Genomic DNA, 19,228 nt, shown 5'->3' with positions numbered 1-19,228 from the left:
GGGCGTATGCCGTTGCCGCACAACGGAGCTCGCGTGGGCACGTCGGCGACCACGCGGCATACGCGATGCGTTGGCCGACGCTGGGCGCACGGACGGGCTGCCGCCCCTGCGGACCCTCAGAGCTTGACGAGCGGCGCGTATCGCAGCAGAAGGCGCTTCGTGCCGGTGTCGGCGCCGAAGTCGACGTGCGCCATCGACTTGTCGCCCTCACCCTCGACCCGCACCACGGTGCCGAGGCCGAAGGAGTCGTGCGTGACCCGGTCGCCCGACTGCAGTGAGATGACCGGCCGCTTGCCGGCGCTGCGCACGCCCGGGCGGGCCGCCAGCGTTGCCACGGCGGGACGGTCCGAGCCGCGGGCGCCGCTGAACGAGGGACCGAGCCGCTGCCAGTCGAGCAGGTCGCCGGGGATCTCGTCGAGGAAGCGTGACGGCGGGTTGTACTGCGGCGCGCCCCAGGCCGACCGCACGGCTGCCCGCGAGAGGTAGAGCCGCTCGCGCGCACGGGTGATGCCGACGTAGGCCAGGCGCCGCTCCTCCTCGAGCTCCTTCGGGTCACCGAGGGCGCGCATGTGCGGGAACGTGCCGTCCTCCATGCCGGTGAGGAAGACGACGGGGAACTCGAGGCCCTTGGCGGTGTGCAGCGTCATGAGGGTGACGACGCCCTGGGCCTTGGCCTCGGGCTCGTCGGGGATCTCGTCGGCGTCGGCGACGAGCGAGACCTGCTCGAGGAACTCCTCGAGCGCGCCTGCGGGACCGACGTCCTCGGGCTCGACCCCCGGCGCGAGCTCACCACCGGACTCGGCGAGCTCGGCGGCGCGGCGGTCGTCGTACTCCTGCGCGACGGCGACGAGCTCGGCGAGGTTCTCGACGCGGGTCTCGTCCTGCGGGTCGTGGCTCGCGCGCAGCTCGGCGAGGTAGCCGCTCTCCTCGAGCGTCATCTCGAGCAGGGCCGCGACGCTGTCGTCGGCCTCGTAGGAGGTGCGGAGCTTCTCGAGCAGCGCGGTGAAGCCGTTGATGGCGGCGACCGAGCGGGTCGCGATGCCCGGCGCGTCCTCGGCCCGACCGAGCGCCGCGACGAAGGGGATGCGCTCGCGCTCGGCCAGCGCCGCCACGCACGCCTCGGCGCGGTCGCCGATGCCGCGCTTGGGGGTGTTGAGGATGCGGCGCAGGTTGACGGTGTCGGTGGGGTTGGAGACGACCCGGAGGTAGGCCAGGGCGTCCTTGACCTCGCGACGCTCGTAGAAGCGCGTGCCGCCGACCACCTTGTAGGGCAGGCCGACCCGGACGAGCACCTCCTCGATCGCGCGGCTCTGGGCGTTGGTGCGGTAGAAGACGGCGACGTCGCCGGGCTTGACGCCCTTGTCGGCGAGGTCGTCGATCTCCTTGGCCACGAAGGCGGCCTCGTCGTGCTCGTTGTCTCCGACGTAGCCGGTGATCATCGCGCCGTCGCCGGAGTCGGTCCAGAGGTTCTTGGCGCGGCGGCCCTCGTTGCGGGCGATGACGGAGTTGGCGGCGCGGAGGATGCGCTGCGTCGAGCGGTAGTTCTGCTCGAGCAGGATGGTGCGCGCGTCGGGGTAGTCCTGCTCGAACTCGAGGATGTTGCGGATCGTCGCGCCGCGGAAGGCGTAGATCGACTGGTCGGAGTCGCCGACGACGCACAGCTCGGCCGGCGGCACGGCATAGGCGCCCTCGGGGCCCTTGACCTCGCCGACGAGCTCCTTGATGAGCTGGTACTGAGCCTGGTTGGTGTCCTGGTACTCGTCGACGAGGACGTGCCGGAACCGGCGGCGGTAGTACTCCGCGACGTCGGGGAAAGCCTGCAGGATGTTGACGGTCATCATGATGATGTCGTCGAAGTCGAGGGCGTTGGCCTGGCGCAGGCGGCGCTGGTACTGGGTGTAGGCGTCGGAGACCGTGCGCTCGTAGTGGTTGCCCTCGGTGACCTGCGCGGCGTAGGTCTCCTCGTCGATGAGGTCGTTCTTGAGGTTGCTGACCTGCGCCGAGAAGCCGCGCGGCGGGTAGCGCTTGGGGTCGAGGTCGAGGTCGCGCAGGACGAGGCTCATGAGGCGCTGGCTGTCGGCGGCGTCGTAGATCGAGAAGGTGGACTTCATGCCGACCTTGGCGGCCTCGCGGCGCAGGATGCGCACGCAGGCGGAGTGGAAGGTCATGACCCACATGGCGCGGGCCCGCGGGCCGACGAGGGCCGCGACGCGCTCGCGCATCTCGGCCGCAGCCTTGTTGGTGAAGGTGATGGCGAGGATCTGGCCCGGCTGCGCGCCACGCTCGCCGAGCAGCCACGCGATGCGGTGCGTCAGCACTCGGGTCTTGCCCGAGCCGGCACCGGCCACGATGAGCAGCGGCGTGCCCTCGTGGACGACGGCCTCGCGCTGCTGCGGGTTGAGCCCCTCGAGCAGGGCCGCCGGGTCGAGGTCGACGCGGTCCTGCGGGTCCGCGTCGACGCCGCCGCGCGCGGCCGCCTCGGCCCACGTGGGGACGCCCTGCTCGGTGACGTCGGCTCCACGCCCCGAGCGACCGGAGCCGCCCGAGGGCGTGCCCTGACCGTGCTCGAAACCGGGGATGGGGAGGTCGTCGAAGAGCGTGCTCATGATCGGCCAAGCCTACGTCGAACCGCCCACAGTCCCCGACCACGACGCACAGCCGCGCGGGCCGGGAGAGGATGGGCGCGTGACCGACGTACTGATCCGTGAGGCCGACCCTGCCGACGTGCCCCACCTCATCCGCCTCGTGCAGGAGCTCGCCGCCTACGAGAAGGAGCCCGACTCGGCCACGGCGACACCCGAGCAGTTCCGGGAGGCCCTCTTCCCCGCCCACGGCGACCCCACGGCATACGCCCTCGTGGGGGTGCGGGAGGGCGCCGTCGTCGCGATGGCGATCTGGTTCCGCAGCTTCTCGACGTGGACCGGGCAGGCCGGGATCTGGCTCGAGGACCTCTTCGTCGAGCCAGAGCACCGCGGCCACGGCCTCGGCAAGGCGCTCCTGGCCCGCCTCGCGCAGCTGTGCGTCGAGCGCGGCTGGACCCGGCTCGAGTGGACGGTGCTCGACTGGAACACCCCCTCGATCGACTTCTACCGCGCCCACGGCGCCCGCTCGCTCGACGACTGGACGACGTTCCGGCTCGACGGTGACGCGCTCTCGCGACTGGCGGCTCCGTAGGTGCGCGGCACGTCCCGGCGGATGGGCTCCGCCGACATCCTCTGGCTCACCATGGACCGCCCGACCAACCTCATGGTCATCGTCTCGGTGGTGATGCTCGAGTCCGTGCCGGACTGGGACCGCGTGCTCGAGCTGCTGCGGACCCGGATCATCGAGCCCTACCCCGTCTTCAGCCAGCGACCCCGACGGCCCCGGCACGCCGTGGGCGGCTACCGCTGGGAGGACGCCCCGGACTTCGACCTCGAGCACCACCTCCGCCGGGTGACTCTCTCGCGCAAGGGAACCGCGGCCGAGGCCGACGCCGAGCTGCAGGCCTACATCGAGGACCAGCTGCCACGCCCCTTCGACCACACCCAGCCGCTCTGGGAGGCACACCTCGTCGACGGGCACGGGTCGGGGGCCGCGCTCGTCTTCCGCATCCACCACGCGCTGGCCGACGGGATCGCCCTGACGCGAGTGCTGCTCGGCCTCACCGAGGATGCCGACGGTGTCCCCGGAGACCTCGTCGGACCTCCTGCGACCACCGACCTGGCGACCCTGCCGCTGGGGGCGCCCGAGACCTCCGGGGTGGTCGCCTCGAGCTTGAAGCTCGCGAGGGCCACCACGCGCTCCGCGTGGGATCGCCTGCGCTCCAAGGGCGCTCGCGCTGCAGTCACCGATGCGGCCAGCCTCACCCTGCGCACCGGCCAGGTCGTCTCCGACCTGCTCCTCACGACGAACCCCGCCAGCGCCGTCGGCGGCACCCCCGGTCACCGCAAGCGGGTCGTCTGGACCCAGCCGCTGCCCCTCGCGGGGCTCAAGCAGGTGGGCCGCCTCGTCGGCGCCACCCTCAACGACGTCCTCATGAGTGCCGTCGCGGGCGCCCTGCACACCTACCAGGACGAGCACGGCCGGGACCCGGTCGACCTCGTGACGATGGTGCCGGTCAACGTGCGCCCGCTCGACGAGCCGCTGCCGCGTGAGCTCGGCAACCGCTTCGCCCTCGTCTTCTTGCGCTTCCCGAGCCGTGACGCCACTCCTCTCGGCCGCCTCGCCCTGTCCAAGGCGCGGATGGACTGGCTCAAGGCCTCGCCCGAGGCCGCCCTCACCTTCGCCCTGATCTCGGTCATCGGCCGCTTCCCGGCCGCGGTCGAGCGACGGGTCGTGGACTTCTTCGCCGACAAGGCGATCGGGGTCACGACCAACGTCGCCGGCCCCCGCGAGGGCCGGTATCTCGCGGGGGTGCCCGTGACCGGCGTGCTGGGCTGGGTCCCGGGCTCCGGCCGCCACACGCTCGGCTTCTGCATCGTCACCTACGACGACACCGTGCGCATCGGGATCATGGCCGACGAGTCGGTCGTGCCGGACCCCGAGGCGCTGCTCGTGGCGCTCGAGGACGAGGTGGACGTGCTCGTGCGGATCGGGGCCGCCGGGCCCTCCGCCCGGAGGCGCCGCCGCCACCGGTCGTAGGGTGACAAGCATGATCCGAGCGACCAGCGTCTTCGTCTCCGAGCCCGGCGACCGCAGTGTGCTGCAGGTGCGCGACCACGACCTCCCCGACCCTGCAGCGGGCGAGGTCCAGGTCGAGGTCGCAGCAGCCGGCGTCAACTTCATCGACGTCTACAAGCGCCAGGGCGTCTACCCCGTGCCGACGCCGTTCGTGCTCGGAGAGGAGGGCGCGGGCACGGTCACGGCCGTCGGAGCCGGTGTCACCGACGTCGCCGTGGGCGACCGGGTCGCGTGGTGCCAGTCGGCCGGCAGCGAGTCCACGGTCGTCAACAAGCCGGCGCACCTCGTCGTGCGAGTGCCCGACGGCGTCGACCTCGAGGTGGCCGCTGCGGCCATGCTCCAGGGCCTGACCGCGCACTACCTCGTCACGAGCACGTATGCCGTGGGCCCGGGTGACATCGCGCTCGTGCACGCGGCGGCGGGCGGGGTCGGGCAGCTGTTGGTGCAGATGGTGACGACCCGCGGCGGTGTCGTGGTGGCGACGGCCGGTTCCGACGAGAAGCTCGAGATCGCAAAGGCGCTCGGTGCGCAGCACCTCATCAACTACTCGACGGTCGACGACCTGGCTGCAGCCGTGCGCGAGGCCGCCGGTCGCGGTGTCGACGTGGCCTACGACGGCGTCGGCAGGTCGACGTTCGACGCCTCCCTGGCGTCGCTGCGGCCCCGGGGGATGATGGTCCTCTTCGGCGGCGCGAGCGGCCAGGTGCCGCCCTTCGACATCCAGCGGCTCAACAGCGGCGGGTCGCTCTTCCTGACGCGACCGACCCTCGCGCACTACGTCGCCGAGCGCGAGGAGTACGAGTGGCGGGCCCGCGAGGTGCTCGACGCCGTCGCCGACGGATCCTTGAAGATCGACGTCGGCGGGCGCTACCCGCTGTCCGAGGCGGCTGCGGCCTACGAGGCGCTCGAGGGCCGACGCACCACGGGCAAGCTCATCCTGGTGCCCACCGCATGAGCCGCACGCTCTTCCGGCACGACCGCATCTGGACCGGCGACACCGGCCGCTCGGGGAACCCCTGGACCGACGCCCTGCTCGTCGAGGACGGGCGCATCGTCGCCATCGGTGCCGAGGCGGTCGAGACTGCCGAGGCTGCCGGCGACGCCGAGTCCGTCGACCTGCCGGGCGCCGTCGTCATGCCCGGCCTCCACGACGCCCACATCCACACCGAGTGGCTGTCGCGCGACCTGTCCTCCGTCGACCTGCGCGAGGCGCGCTCGCTCGAGGAGGCCCTCGAGCTCGTGCGGGCCCACGCCGAGGGGCTCCCAGACGATGAGTGGCTGCACAGCGGACGCTGGAACCACAACCGCTGGGCAGTTCCCGTGCAGCCCGACCGGCACGCCCTTGACTCGGTCTCCGGTGACCGCGTGGCGGCGCTGTCGAGCGTCGACGGACACACGATCTGGGCGAACTCGCTTGCGCTGCAACGGGCTGGGATCACCCGAGACACGCCCGACCCCGTCGGTGGCGAGATCGTCCGCGACGCGTCCGGCGAGCCGACCGGCATCCTGCGCGAGTCGGCCCAGGAGCTGCTCGACGTCATCCCGCGCGACGAGTCGCCCCTCCGGCCGTGGCTCGAGCGCTGCCAGGACTGGCTGCTGTCGGTCGGCCTGACGAGCATCACCGACATCGACGGCGAGGACGCGCGGGCGGCCTACGCCGAGCTGCACGCCGACGGAGCGCTGCGACTGCGCGTCACCAAGTGCACCCGGGACCCCGACCTCGAGCTCGCGATCGCCGAGGGACGCCGCTCGGGCCAGGGCGACGACGTCTTCCGCGTCGGGCCGGTCAAGTTCTTCAGCGACGGCGCGCTCGGGTCGCACACGGCACACATGACCGAACCCTTCATCGGCCACGAGGGCTGCGGCATCGCGGCGATGCCCTACGACGTGCTCCTCGAGCGCACCCTCCTCGCCGCTCGCAACGGCCTCGACGTCGTCACACACGCCATCGGCGACGAGGCCAACCGCCTCGTGCTCGGCACCTTCGAGGCGGTCCGTGCCGACGGGCTCGACACCCTGCTCCGCATCGAGCACGCACAGCACGTGCTGCCCGTCGACGTCCCCCGCTTCCGCGCACTCGACGTCGTTGCCTCGATGCAGCCCAGCCACTGCACGGCCGACCTCGAGCTGGCCGACGAGATCATCGGCCCGCGCCGGCTCGCGTCCTACGCCTGGCGCACCTTCCTCGACGCCGGCGTGCGCGTGGCGTTCGGCTCCGACGCCCCGGTCGAGGACCCGAACCCCTTCTACGGCCTGCACGCCGCCGTGACGAGGCAGCGGGCCGACGGTCATCCCCTCGGCGGCTGGCGGCCGGAGGAGAAGGTCACGCTCACCGAGGCCGTGCACGCCTTCACCGTCGCGGCGCACGAGTCGGTCGGGCGCACCGACGTCGGGCGCCTCCTGCCGGGCCAGCTCGCCGACCTCGTGGCCGTCGACCGGGACCTGTGGGCCCTCGAGGAGTCCTCCCCCGCCGACATCCGTGACACCGTGGTGCTCCAGACATGGGTGGGCGGCGAGCTCGCCCACGAGCGGGGCTGAGCCACACGGCATACGCCCTCCCGCCGAGGATCGCCTGCCGACGAACGACCGTTGGTCGCCGTTCCCGGGTCGCTCGCGTCGCCGCGCCCTAGCCGGGGACGACGGCGAGCAGGAGCGTGGCGAACCAGGTGAGGCCGCCGACGACGAGCAGGAAGATGCCGATGACGGCCATGTTGCCCGCGCCGTCGGCACGCGACACCTGCCGGCGACGACGCCCGACGACCACGAGGGTCAGGCCCACGACGAGCCAGACCAGGCCGATGAGCAGGCCGGCGAGAACGCCTGCGTTCCAACGCATCTCAGCCGCCTGTCGCGCTACGTGCTGCGATCACCAGATGGCGGCGACGAGGACGTTGACGACGGCCGCGCCGCCGGCGACGTCGAGCAGGTTGCCGGTGTCCTTGCCCTTGCGACCGCGGGCGGCCCCGATCTCGGCGGCGGCGAGCACGACGAGCGCGATGACGAGCTTGACCGCGATCTTCGTGTTGTTGACCGTGTGGTCGTCGTCCTTGATCGCCGACGCGATCCCCACGAGCGCCAGACCGGTGACGAGCTGGGCCCGGGCACCCCAGACGATCGGCGCAATGACGGTGCGGCCACTGCGGACGGCGATCCAGCCTCCGACGACCGCGGCCATGCCGAGCAGGTGGAGGGCGACGAGGAGGTTGTAGACGAGGTCCATGGCCGACATCCTACGGAGCGTCGTACTGCTGGCGAGCCGGACCCTCCCGACGTCAGGGCGTGCCGTGCCCGGCCAGGTCGTGCAGGGCCGCCAGACGCCGCCACGACGACGACAACCGGTAGTCGCCGATCCGGTCGGCCGGCACCCAGCGGGCATCGGACGTCGTGCCCCCGACGTCGTGGATGACGACCTCGGTCGGCTCGGGACACGTTGCGGCATAGACGATCCGGACCGCATGGAAGTCCTCGAGGGCTCCCGACGGCGCCCGCCCGACCCAGTGCTGCGACTGGACCGTCACGAGGTCGCCGAGCTCGATGCGCTGCCCCGTCTCCTCCCACACCTCGCGGTGCACGCCGTCGACCGGGGTCTCGCCGTCGTCGAGGCCGCCGCCCGGCAGCCCCCAGTCCCCCGCGACGTGGGTCTGCGAGTTGAACTGCGTGAGCAGCACGCCCCGCTCGCTCGTCACGACGGCATAGGCAGCGATGCGCTGGTAGGGCTCGCCGACCTCGTCGTCGCCGACGCCCGGGTCCCGCGACACCCGCTCGGCCCGAGGACGTATGCCGTCCAGCGGGCGCACGCGGTAGGCCACCTCGAGCGTCCCGCCGTCGCGCACGGTCGCGAAGACCGGTGAATCGGCGAGCCAGCCGGCGGCCGCGAGCACGACGTCCGGGTGTTCGCCGTGACCGAGGCGCGCCTCGGCGAGACGCCGCCCGTCCGCGTCCAGTGCGACGACGACGAGGCCGCCCGGCACGTTGGTCCTCACCGGCGCACCAACGCCACGGCGCGTTCGTACTCGGCCACGGCCAACGCCGCCACGTGCGACCACTCCTGCTCGGGCGCATGTGTGAGGTTCCAGGCCCGCATGCGAGCCACCTCATCAGGATCCTTGGCCAGTCGAGCAACTGCCGCAGACATCTGCGAGTCACTCGACACGACAAGCCCGTTCACACCGTCGTCCACGAACTCGCCCACACCAGAGCCGGATCGGCCGATCACCGGCAGCCCGACCGTTCGCGCCTCGAGTGCGGCGATCCCGAACGACTCGAGACGCGCGGGCGAGAGGTAGACGTCGGCGGCGGCATACAGCTCGCGCAGCTCTTCACGGGGCACACGTCCCGGTAGCGACACCCAGTCGAGACCTCGCTCGCGCACGAGCGACTCCACCTTGCGGCGGTCCGGGCCCTCCCCGAGCACCGTCAGCGACACCGAGCCGGCGCCCGCGACGCGCTCGGCAGCCGCGACGAGCTCGACGAGCGCCGCGGGGCGCTTGCGGGCCGCGAGCCGCATCGCGGTGACGAGACGCAGTGGTCCCGGCTCGCGCACGACGGGGCCGACGCGCCAGCGCGCGACGTCGATGCCGTTGGGCAGCACGCCCACGCGGGCCCCCGACCCGACGAGGCGCCGAAGCGGCTCGGCGGCGACATCGGAGACGGCCGACATCGCCACGCCGCGCGACGCCCACCGGCGCACGAAGCGGGCCGCCCGGAAGACCGGTGCGACGCCGGCGAGCATGCAGTGCCAGGTCATGGCCGTCGGCAGGCCCAGTCCGACCGTGACCCGGGTGCTGTCCCAGGCGAACGGCGAGACCACCCCGGTCTGCACGTGCGCGACGTCGAAGCCGCCTCCGACGAGCCGGCGGCGCAGCTCTGCAGGGGCGAACGGGTTGACGGGCAGCTCCCACGGCATCCGCGCCGCGAGGCGGTGCACCGGCACGCCGTCGACGACGGTCACCTCACCGTGCATCTCGCCGGACGCGCCGCGCGTGGCGGTGAACACCTCGACCTGGTGGCCGGCCGCCTGCAGGTGCTGCGCGAGGTCGTGCGTCTGGACCTCGATCCCGCCCAGTCGGGGCAGGTAACAGTCCGAGAGCAGCGCCACCTTCACGGGAGACACTGTGCCATGGGCCAAGATGGGTGACTGTGCCGCACACGCTCCTCGCCTTCCACGCACACCCCGACGACGAGGCCCTGCTGACCTCGGGGACGATGGCGCGCGCCGCGGCGGAGGGTCACCGGGTCATCGTCGTCGTCGCGACCGACGGTGAGCTCGGCCTGGCCTCGAGCGACTACACCGGCGAGGGCGCCCTGGCCGCCACCCGGATGGACGAGCTGCGCGCGAGCGCCAAGGCGCTGGGCGTCGCCCGCGTCGAGCACCTCGGCTACGCGGACAGCGGTCTCGGCCCGGAGGTGGCACCCGACCCGCCGGGCTCGACGCGGTTCGTGCGCGCCGACGTCGACGAGGCGGCCCAGCGGCTCGCCGCGATCCTGCGCGAGGAGCACGTCGACGTGCTCCTGCACTACGAGCCCAACGGCGGCTACGGCCACCCGGACCATCGGCAGGTGCACAGGGTCGGCCGGCGCGCCGCCGAGATCGCCGAGACCCCCAAGGTCCTCGAGGCGACGGTCCCGCGCGACACGATCTGCCGCGCCATCGACCTGGCCGCGAAGGTCTACCGCTTCCCGCGCGAGTTCGACCGGTCCAGCTTCGACCGCGCCTTCTCGGCCCGGAGCGAGATCACCCACCGCATCAGCGTGCGCCGCCACATCGCCGCCAAGCGAGCGTCGATGCGCGCGCACGCCTCGCAGGCGACCGCCGATGGTGGCGCCGACCGCACCCTGGCTGCCTTCCTGCGCATCCCCCGCCCGCTCTACGACCTCGTCTTCGGTCGTGAGTGGTTCGTCGACCGCTCGCTGCCCGCGGGATCCGCGATCCGCAGGGACGTCTTCGCCGACCTCCTCTGACGGCGCGGTTGGCCTCTCGACGGTGAAGCCGGGGCGCGACGTGGCCACTCGAGGGTGGAGGACCCGCAAACTCTGGCCGCTCGACGGTGGAGGACCCGCAAACTCTGGCCTCTCGACGGTGGAGGACCCGCAAACTCTGGCCTCTCGACGGTGGAGTGTGATGCCGGTCCCGACCGGGCTCCGGGTGGTCCGTGGCGGCGGATGATGGAGGTGTGACCTGGTGGCGCGGCCGCTCACCCGCGGTCTTCTTCGTCGCGTCGGCCCTCCTGCTCGCCGGCGGCGGGATCGCCGCCGTCACGGGCGCCGGGACCGTCTCGTCGGTGCTGTGGGTCACCGCGACGGTGCTCGGCCTCGCGCTCTCGCTGCTGTGGACCATCCGGTCCGTCGCGGAGCGTCGCGCGTCGGTCGACGTCATCGCCGTGCTGGCCCTCGCGGGCGCGCTGTGGGTCGGTGAGGAGTTCGCCGGCGCGATGGTGACGCTGATGCTCGCGAGCGGCCGCCTGCTCGAGGCACGCGCGGCCGCGCGCGCCGACCGGGAGCTGCGACTGCTCGTCGAGCGCACCCCGCGCACGGCCCGGCGGCGCGACGGGGACCGGATCGACGGCATACCAGTCGAGGACGTCGACCCCGGTGACGTGCTCGTCGTCGGCACCGGCGAGGTCGTCCCCGTGGACGGCCGGCTGCTCGCGACCGGCACGTTCGACGAGTCGGCCCTGACGGGCGAGCCCATGCCCGTGGAGCGCCCGAGCGGCGACGACATCCGCAGCGGGGTGGTCAACGCCGGCGCGCCGGTCGACGTCGTGGCCACGTCGTCGGCGTCCGAGTCGACGTATGCCAACGTCGTGCGCCTCGTCGAGCAGGCCCAGGCGACGTCGGCCCCGTTCGTGCGCACGGCAGACCGCTTCGCGGCGCTCTTCGTGCCGCTGACCCTCGCGCTTGCCGGGCTGGCGTGGGCCATGGCGGGGTCCCCCGTCCGTGCCGTCGCCGTGCTCGTCGTCGCGACGCCGTGCCCGCTGCTCCTGGCCGCTCCGGTGGCGATCATGTCCGGGCTGTCGCGGGCCTCGCGCATCGGGGTCGTCGTCAAGGGCGGCGCCGCTCTCGAGGCGCTGGCCGCCGGCGAGGTCGTGCTCTTCGACAAGACGGGCACGCTGACCCGCGGGCGTCCGGAGCTGGCCTCCGTCGTCACCGCCCCGGATGCTCCCTCCGCCCTCGACGTGCTGCGCCTCGCGGCCTCCCTCGACCAGGTCTCGCCCCACCCCCTCGCCAGCGCGCTCGTCGGCGCCGCCCGCAACCGCGGTCTCGACCTCGTACTGCCGACAGATGTCCGCGAGGTGCACGGCTACGGCCTCGAGGGCTCCGTCGGCGGTGTCGACATCCGGCTCGGCAAGGCGCGCTGGATCGTCGGCGACGTCGACCCGGCCTGGCTCCGCCAGGTGCGGCGCCGGGCTGCGCTCGACGGCTGCCTGACGATCTTCGTCGCGGTCGACGGCCGGCCTGCCGGCGCCTTCCTCCTCGAGGACCCGGTGCGACCCGACGCCCCACGGATGCTGGCGGCCCTGCGCGAGGTCGGCATCCGGCGCACCGTGCTGGTCACCGGCGACCGCGCCGACATCGCCGAGACGGTGGGGCGCATCGTCGGCGTCGACGCGGTCCTCGCCGACCGCGACCCGGCCGACAAGCTGGACGCGATCCGGGACGAGTCGGCCGCCGGGCGCACCATCATGGTCGGCGACGGGGTCAACGACGCCCCGGCCCTCGCCGCTGCCGGTGTCGGGGTCGCGCTCGCCGCGCGCGGGGCGACGGCCAGCTCCGAGGCCGCCGACGTCGTGCTCACCGTCGACCGGGTCGACGCCATCGCCGATGCGATCCTCATCGCGCGCCGGTCGCGCCGGATCGCGCTCGAGGCCGTGCTCGTGGGCATGGGCCTGTCGCTTGTCGCGATGGTCGCCGCAGCGGCCGGCCTGCTCCCGCCTGCCGCCGGCGCCGTGCTGCAGGAGGGCATCGACGTCCTCGCGATCGGGATCGCGCTGCGCGCCCTGCTGCCGACGCGCCTGCACACCGTCCCGATGTCCGAGGAGGACGTCGCCACGGCCCGGCGCCTGCGCAACGGCCACGACGTCGCCATCGCCGCGGTCGAGCAGATCCGCACCGTGGCCGACGGGCTGCACACCCGCGACTGCCGACTCGAGCCGGTGCACGCCCTCCTCGACCGCCTCGAGCAGGACCTCGTGCCGCACGAGCGGGCCGACGAGGACGAGCTGATGCCCCTCGTGGCCCGGGCGATCGGGGGCGCCGCCACGGCGACCATGCGACGCACGCACGCAGAGATCGAGCACCAGGTCTCGCGGCTGCGCCGGCTGCTCGACGGCATCGACCCCGCGCAGGTGACGCCGGAGGACGTGACGGAGCTGCGCCGCCTGCTCTACGGCCTCTACGCCGTGTGCCGCCTGCACAACAGCCAGGAGGAGGAGGGTGCCTTCGCGCTCGTGCCCTCGGCCCCCTCCCCCGCCGGTCGCACGGGTCGCCGACGTGCCCACGGCTGACCGCACCGACGACGTATGCCGTGGGGTGCCACCGCGCCCGTCGGTCCCCGCGTCCCGGCGGACCACCGCCATACTGGGCCTGCCGCACGGCGCGGCAGCAGACCGGCGACGGAGGCTGGCATGACCACGGGACTGGAGCACACCTGGGTGGCCCACTACGCCGAGGGGGTGCCCGCCGAGATCGCCCAACCGACAGGCTCGCTCGTCGACCTGCTCACCGAGGCCGTCGCCACGTACGCGCATCGGCCGGCACTCGAGTTCTTCGGCGCCGAGGTGACCTACGCGGAGCTGGGACGTCGCGTCGAGCGCGCGGCCGAGGGGCTGCGACGGCTCGGCGTGCAGTCGGGCGACAGAGTGGGCCTCGTGCTGCCGAACTGTCCCGAGCACATCGTCGCGTTCTACGCGGTGCTCCGCCTCGGGGCGGTCGTCGTCGAGCACAACCCGCTCTACACGCCGACCGAGATGGCCCACCAGTTCGAGGACCACGGGGCCACCGTCGCGGTGGCCTGGGACGTGGTCGCCACGGATGTCGCGCGGCTTCCCGGCGTCGAGCACGTCGTGGCCGTCGACCTGACCGCGTCGATGCCGTGGACGAAGCGACTGGCTCTGCGGCTGCCGCTCCGGCGAGCACGCGAGCTGCGCGCCCGGCTCACCGCCCCGTCGACGGGGACGACCCCGTGGTCCGACCTGCTGGGCCACGGACCCCTCGACCCCTCCGTGCCGCGTCCGAGCGTCGACGACCTCGCGGCGATCCAGTACACGAGCGGCACCACCGGCGTGCCCAAGGGCGCGATGCTCACCCACCGCAACCTCGTCGCCAACGCCGCCCAGGGCCGGGCCTGGGTGCCAGGGATGAGGCCGGGGCAGGAGGTCGTCTACGCCGTCCTGCCGATGTTCCACGCCTACGGGCTGACCCTCTGCCTGACCTTCGCCATGAGCATGGGCGCCCGCCTCGTCCTCTTCCCGCGCTTCGACGTCGACCTCGTGCTCGACGCCGCGAAGAAGCACCCGCCGACGTTCCTGCCGGCCGTGCCGCCCATCTACGAGCGGCTCGCCAAGACTGCCCGTGATCGTGGGATCGACCTGACCGCAACGAGATTCGCCATCTCCGGCGCGATGGCACTCCCCCGCGAGACTCTCGAGCTGTGGGAGGAGGTGACCGGCGGCCTGCTCGTCGAGGGTTATGGCCTCACCGAGACCTCACCCGTCGCGGTCGGCAACCCCATCGGCCGGGAGCGGCGACCGGGTGCCGTGGGCGTCCCCTTCCCGAGCACCGACATCCGCGTCGTCGACCCGGAGGACCCGACCCGCGACCGGCCCGTCGGTGAGCGCGGCGAGCTGCTCATCCGTGGGCCGCAGGTGTTCAGCGGCTACTGGGGCAAGCCCGACGAGACCCGGGCCGCCCTCCTCGACGGCGGTTGGTTCCGCACCGGCGACATCGTCGTCGTCGACGAGGACGGCTTCGTCTCGGTCGTGGACCGCATCAAGGAGGTCATCATCACCGGCGGCTTCAACGTCATGCCGTCGGAGGTCGAGGCTGTGGTGCGCACCGTCTCCGGCGTCACCGACGCCGCTGTCGTCGGCCTGCCGAAGCCCGACGGCAGCGAGGAGGTCGTCGCCGTCGTGACGACCGAGCCCGGCGCCCAGGTCGACCTCGAGGCCGTGCAGGCCCGGTGCCGGTCCGACCTCGCCGCCTACAAGGTGCCCCGGCGCGTCGTCGTCGTCGACGAGCTGCCCCGCTCGCAGATCGGCAAGGTGCTGCGCAAGCAGGTGCGCGACTCGCTCATCGCGAGCTGAGAGACCACGTATGCCGTGTGGCCGGGCGCGCTCGCCCGGCCACACGGCATACGCGAAGAGCCTTCAGGCAGAGGGCGTCTCGAAGACGACGGCCATCGGGGTCTGCTCGGAGCCCTGCCCGAGCGGGTTGTCGGCGAACATCAGCTCGTAGCGCTCCTTGGAGCCGGGGGCGTCCTTGCCGAGCACGTTGCGGCCGATGTCGTTGGCGTCCATGACCACGGTGCCACCGAACGTGTCGCGGTAGGCCGCGGGCACCCGCGCGCGGATCGCCGCCGAGAGCCTCGCGGCGACGTCGTCGGGGTCCTTGGGGCCGAGCTTCGCCGACACGTTGGCCGGGTAGACGGAGTACTCGGTGGGACCGTCGATGGCGCGGATGTCGCCCCCGACGAGGTCGTAGAACAGGCCACGCTTGCCGAGCACCTTGCCCACGGCGCCGCCCGCCGAGGCGAAGAGCACCCGCGGCAGCCCGGCCTCCTCGATGGCGAGCTGCATCGTGAACGGCGAGCCCAGGCCGATGCCGGCGGGGGTGCGCGTGACGTAGCGGCTCAGCAGCCGAGCCGGGCGACCGACCTTGATGTCCCAGATGAAGAAGGACCGACCCTGGGTGATGGCGACGATCTTCTCGGAGATGAAGAAGTACCAGCGCCCACCGGTGGCGGCGGCGTGCTCGGGGCCGGCGTCGGGAAGACCGGCGAAGAAGCGGTCGATGTAGCCGAGCGTCTTGGCCTCGAGGTCGTCCTCGCGGGCGTAGAGGTCGGTGCGCAGCGGGTAGCGGCGCACGGCGGTGCCGTCGGCCGTCACGAGGTCGAGCTGCTTGCGGGCGTTCGGCTCGTAGTCGCTCTTGACGTGCTCGACGACGTCGTCGGCCTCGGGGGCGCGCTCGTCGAAGAACTCCTGCAGCCACAGCTCGACGTTGAGGATGCGCCAGATCGTCATGGAGTCGACGGAGTTGGTGCCCTTGATCCAGCCCTCGAAGGCGTGCAGCACCGCCGTCTGGTCGAAGTAGGGGCGGTTCGCGAACGACTCGGAGAGGAACTCGCCGTAGATGTGGTTCTTGAGGCGCATGAACCAGTCGGCTTGCGGCGTGGTCGAACCCACCTTGTCGCGGCGATCGACGACCGAGTCGGGCAGCAGGCCGCGCATCGCGTCGCGCAGCACGCGCTTGCCGAGTCCGTCCTTGATGAGGGCCGCGTCGTCGAGGCCGAAGACGAAGCGCGCCAGCTCGCGGTCGACGAACGGCAGCCGCACCGACACGCCGAACCGGCGGGCGTTCTTGTCGGTCGAGCGAAGCCGCGACGGCAGCGAGTCGACGAAGAGGTCGTCGACGAGCCGCTTGCGCAGGTCGGTGCGCTCGGCCTCGTGCGTCTCACCGGCGTGCGCACGGGCGAAGTCGGCGCCGAGGAGCGAGGTGACGGCGACGGCCTTGCGGCCGCGCAGCCGGTTTCCGACGTGGGGGCGACCGCGCCGGACGAGCACGTCGAGGGAACGACCCAGCTCGGAGGCGGCGAGCGCCGCGCTGCGTCCCTTGAGCCCGCGCAGGTGGATGAGGTGATGGGCCCCGAACCCGCCGAGGAGCTCGTCCCCGCCGAGTCCGTCGAGCACGACCGCGTCGCGCTGCGCGGCCTCCTGCAGCACGCGGTACTGCGTGTAGGGGCCGGTCGAACCGAGCGGCTCCTCCTGGGTGCGCACGAGATCGCGCATGTCCTTCTTGAACTCCGACGGGGTCGGCTCGAAGCGGTGCGCGTCGACGCGCGACCCGAGCGAGGCCGTGACCGCCTCGACCTGCGCTTGCTCGTCGATGCGCGAGGCCGGGTAGACCGCGGACCACGTGTCCTGCTCGTCCGAGCCGCCCGCCTCCCGCTCGACCACGTCGACGAGCGAGGCGATGGCCGCCGAGTCGAGGCCACCGGACAGCGCGGTGCCGACCCGGCCCGACGAACTCGAGCGGCGGCGCACGGAGTCGGTCAGCAGCGCGCGGAACTCGGTGGCGGCCGCGGACGTGTAGCTCCGCGGCGAGCGCGCGAGCGCCGTCAGCTCCTCGCGCAGTCGCGAGTACGGGTGCCGCTCGATGCCACCGGGCAGGTCGTCGCCGAGGGTGACGACCTCGCCCGCGCCGACGCGCTCGATACCGGCGAAGAACGTGGCGGGCCCGTCGTCGTGGACGCGGAAGCGAAGGTAGCGGTAGATGGTGCGGTCGTCGGGGCGGCGCTCGTGCAGGCCGCTGGCGAGGATGCCGCTGATCTCGCTCGCGACGAGCCAGCCCTCACCGGCACGTGCGATGTAGAGCGGGCGCACCCCGAACGGGTCGCGCGCCAGCGTCATGCGCCGGGTGTCCCGGTCCCAGACGACGACGGCGAAGGCACCGTCGAGCCGGTCGAGGCCGTCGGTGCCCCACTCGGTGAAGGCGGCGAGGGCGACCTCGGCATCGCTGCCGACGCCGAAGTCGTGCCCGAGGGTCTCGAGGTCGCCGCGCAGCTCGGCCCGGTTGAAGAGCTCGCCGTCGAGGGCCAGCGTGAACCGGCCGCCGGGGGCCACCGCGAGCCGCGCGACGTCGCCGCCACGGCCGCCGTCGGAGCCACGGGCATCAACGGCACCACCGACACCACCGACACCACCGACGCGGTCGGCGTCCTCGGGTGACGCGGACGCCCGCACGGGACGTCCCTCCCGGACGCCGAGCCCGGCGTCTCCGTCGGTCACCGTCGCCGCTGGACCCGCTTCCGGGTGCGTCGCGAGGAGTCGTTCGAGGAGGGCCTCGTCGGCCTCCAACCCTCGATAGGCCGCGATTCCACACATGGCCTCAACCCTAACGGGCCCCGGACCGATCCCAGTCCAGCCACGGCGGGCCGAGACGCCCTGCCTCCCGGCCGCGCCCCGCGCCATCGGCGCCTGGACGGCCGACGGGCAGCGGCGACGCAGGGGTCTCGAGCCGGGCCCCCAGTCGCGCCGGCCACCGCAGGAGCAGCCACAGCACGAGGGTGGCGAGGAGCGCCGACCCGACGACGTCGCTGAGCCAGTGGAAGTGCAGCCACAGCAGGGCACCGGCGACGAGCGTCGTCCACGTCGCCGCTGCTGCCCGTGCGAGCCTCCGCCGAGCGGGCTGCAGCCGGGACAGCAGCTCGGCGGCGACCCCGGCACACACGAGCGCGGTGGCGGTGTGCCCCGACGGGTAGGACCCGTCGCCACCGAGCATCCCGGGGACGTCGGGCGCCGAGCGGGTGATGACGGCCTTGCCGAGCAGGACCGACCCGGACACGAGGACGAGGGCCGGACCGGCCACGACGAGCGGCGTCCACCGGCCCGTGCGCAGGCAGACGGCGAAGGTGACGGCGCACAACACGGCGACCGAGAGCACCGGGGTCGCGAGGTCGACGATGCCCAGGGCCACGAGCTCCGCAGCCCGAGGCCCGCCGCCCCGGCCCGGCGTCAGCGCCAGGACGCGGTCGTCGAGCATGAGGAGCGCGCCGCCGCTCACGACGCCCACGGTGACGAGCACGAGACCGACCGCCAGCAGCAGCGCGACGAGGGGCCCGTAGCGCCGATGACCCGGGCTCCCCGACTCCCGCGTGCTCACCGTCCTCCGCGTGCTCCCCGGCCGCCGCTGCTCCCGCGTCGCGGGGCGGGCGGTCGGGCGGGCGGTCATGACCACAACGGTAACGAGGCAGCCTGTGTCGTCGCTGCACGTCCTTCGCCGTCCCCGAGGACCGCCGTGAACCGTGGCGCGCCGCGCCGTCGTCCTCGAGGAGGGGCAACCGTCCCCCCGTCACCACGTCAGGAGCACGACATGCACGCGATCTCCCGTACCGCCGCCTTCCTTGCCGGGGCCGTCATCGGCGTCTCCGCGCTCGCCGCGACCTCGAGCGCCTCCGCGGACAGCGGCGGCGTGCCGCGCAGCGACATCCTGCGCGCGCCGTTGCAGGGCAGCCAGCTGAGCGACCCACCGCTCTTCGGTCTCGTCCGCGGCGGGGCGCCCTGGGTCATCTCCGAGGGCACGGCACGCCTGCGCGCCGACGGCGACCTCCAGGTCGAGGTCGAGGGCCTCATCATCCCGACGCGCGGCGACAACCCGCTCGCCACCCTCTCGGCCACGGTCGTCTGCAACGGCAAGGACGTGATGATGACGGCGCCCGTGCCGTTCAGCGCCGCGGGGGACGCGCGGATCGAGACCCGCGTGAGCCTGCCCACCCGTTGCCTGGCGCCGGTCGTCCTGCTCAACCCGCTGAGCAACGCCGGCGCCTACATCGCCGCGACCGGCCGCTGAGCGC

The 19,228-nt window shown here is 73.0% G+C and carries 15 protein-coding genes; 8 read left to right on the top strand and 7 right to left on the bottom strand.

The features are described 5' to 3' along the window. Positions 1 to 116 precede the first annotated feature (116 nt). Positions 117 to 2,606, bottom strand: a complete 2,490-nt coding sequence (gene pcrA, locus U5C87_RS10585; protein ID WP_330476529.1) for a DNA helicase PcrA — start codon at positions 2,604 to 2,606, stop codon at positions 117 to 119. 79 nt (positions 2,607 to 2,685) lie between these two features. On the opposite strand from pcrA, the gene U5C87_RS10580 reads away from it, so the two are divergent. From U5C87_RS10580 to U5C87_RS10565, 4 genes are read left to right on the top strand one after another with little or no spacing between them, the layout of a single operon-like run. After that, positions 2,686 to 3,174, top strand: coding sequence for a GNAT family N-acetyltransferase (locus tag U5C87_RS10580; RefSeq protein WP_330476528.1), 489 nt, complete (start codon positions 2,686 to 2,688; stop codon positions 3,172 to 3,174). Continuing rightward, positions 3,175 to 4,623, top strand: coding sequence for a wax ester/triacylglycerol synthase family O-acyltransferase (locus U5C87_RS10575; RefSeq protein WP_330476527.1), 1,449 nt, complete (start codon positions 3,175 to 3,177; stop codon positions 4,621 to 4,623). It abuts the gene before it with no gap. A gap of 10 nt (positions 4,624 to 4,633) precedes the next feature. Continuing rightward, positions 4,634 to 5,617: a quinone oxidoreductase family protein gene (locus tag U5C87_RS10570; protein WP_330476526.1), complete on the top strand. Its 984-nt coding sequence runs from the start codon at positions 4,634 to 4,636 to the stop codon at positions 5,615 to 5,617. After that, entirely contained in the window at positions 5,614 to 7,200 is a 1,587-nt protein-coding gene (locus tag U5C87_RS10565; protein WP_330476525.1) for an amidohydrolase, read from the top strand. Before U5C87_RS10570 ends, U5C87_RS10565 begins: the two co-directional genes overlap by 4 nt. Before the next feature lie 88 nt (positions 7,201 to 7,288). Here U5C87_RS10565 and U5C87_RS10560 read toward each other — a convergent pair whose 3' ends face one another. Genes U5C87_RS10560 through U5C87_RS10545 form a run of 4 tightly spaced genes read right to left on the bottom strand, consistent with a single transcriptional unit; the run spans position 7,289 to position 9,766 of the window. After that, positions 7,289 to 7,498, bottom strand: coding sequence for a hypothetical protein (locus U5C87_RS10560; protein WP_030196787.1), 210 nt, complete (start codon positions 7,496 to 7,498; stop codon positions 7,289 to 7,291). A 30-nt stretch (positions 7,499 to 7,528) separates the two neighbouring features. Further along, positions 7,529 to 7,882, bottom strand: a complete 354-nt coding sequence (locus tag U5C87_RS10555; protein WP_330476524.1) for a hypothetical protein — start codon at positions 7,880 to 7,882, stop codon at positions 7,529 to 7,531. Positions 7,883 to 7,934: 52 nt separating this feature from the next. Next, complete coding sequence (locus U5C87_RS10550) at positions 7,935 to 8,645, bottom strand: NUDIX hydrolase (RefSeq protein WP_330476523.1); 711 nt, start codon at positions 8,643 to 8,645, stop codon at positions 7,935 to 7,937. Further along, positions 8,642 to 9,766, bottom strand: a complete 1,125-nt coding sequence (locus U5C87_RS10545; protein WP_330476522.1) for a glycosyltransferase — start codon at positions 9,764 to 9,766, stop codon at positions 8,642 to 8,644. Before U5C87_RS10545 ends, U5C87_RS10550 begins: the two co-directional genes overlap by 4 nt. Positions 9,767 to 9,801: 35 nt before the next feature. Here U5C87_RS10545 and U5C87_RS10540 point away from each other — a divergent pair, with 35 nt between their 5' ends. The 3 genes from U5C87_RS10540 to U5C87_RS10530 all read left to right on the top strand — a co-directional run bounded on the left by U5C87_RS10540 (position 9,802) and on the right by U5C87_RS10530 (position 14,963). Next, positions 9,802 to 10,623 (top strand): PIG-L deacetylase family protein, encoded by an 822-nt coding sequence (locus U5C87_RS10540; protein ID WP_330476521.1) that lies wholly within the window; start codon positions 9,802 to 9,804, stop codon positions 10,621 to 10,623. A 212-nt stretch (positions 10,624 to 10,835) separates the two neighbouring features. After that, positions 10,836 to 13,166 carry a heavy metal translocating P-type ATPase gene (locus U5C87_RS10535; RefSeq protein WP_330476520.1) on the top strand — a complete coding sequence of 777 codons (2,331 nt, stop codon included), beginning with the start codon at positions 10,836 to 10,838 and terminating at the stop codon, positions 13,164 to 13,166. Between the two features lie 120 nt (positions 13,167 to 13,286). Then, on the top strand, positions 13,287 to 14,963 hold the full coding sequence (locus tag U5C87_RS10530; protein WP_330476519.1) for a long-chain-fatty-acid--CoA ligase: 1,677 nt from the start codon (positions 13,287 to 13,289) through the stop codon (positions 14,961 to 14,963). Positions 14,964 to 15,026: 63 nt separating this feature from the next. On the opposite strand, the gene U5C87_RS10525 is transcribed toward U5C87_RS10530, so the two are convergent. Then, positions 15,027 to 17,759 carry an asparagine synthase-related protein gene (locus U5C87_RS10525; RefSeq protein ID WP_330476518.1) on the bottom strand — a complete coding sequence of 911 codons (2,733 nt, stop codon included), beginning with the start codon at positions 17,757 to 17,759 and terminating at the stop codon, positions 15,027 to 15,029. Between the two features lie 10 nt (positions 17,760 to 17,769). Beyond that, positions 17,770 to 18,606 (bottom strand): phosphatase PAP2 family protein, encoded by an 837-nt coding sequence (locus U5C87_RS10520; protein WP_330476517.1) that lies wholly within the window; start codon positions 18,604 to 18,606, stop codon positions 17,770 to 17,772. 141 nt (positions 18,607 to 18,747) lie between these two features. On the opposite strand from U5C87_RS10520, the gene U5C87_RS10515 reads away from it, so the two are divergent. Then, the gene (locus U5C87_RS10515; RefSeq protein ID WP_330476516.1) at positions 18,748 to 19,224 is read left to right on the top strand and encodes a hypothetical protein; all 477 of its coding nucleotides are present in this window, start codon (positions 18,748 to 18,750) and stop codon (positions 19,222 to 19,224) included. Positions 19,225 to 19,228 lie beyond the last annotated feature (4 nt).

It is taken from the genome of Terrabacter sp. C0L_2 (assembly GCF_036352015.1).
Taxonomy (GTDB): domain Bacteria; phylum Actinomycetota; class Actinomycetes; order Actinomycetales; family Dermatophilaceae; genus Terrabacter; species Terrabacter tumescens.
Note: the sequence above shows the minus strand (reverse complement) of the source record. Positions and strands in the feature narration are given on the sequence as shown.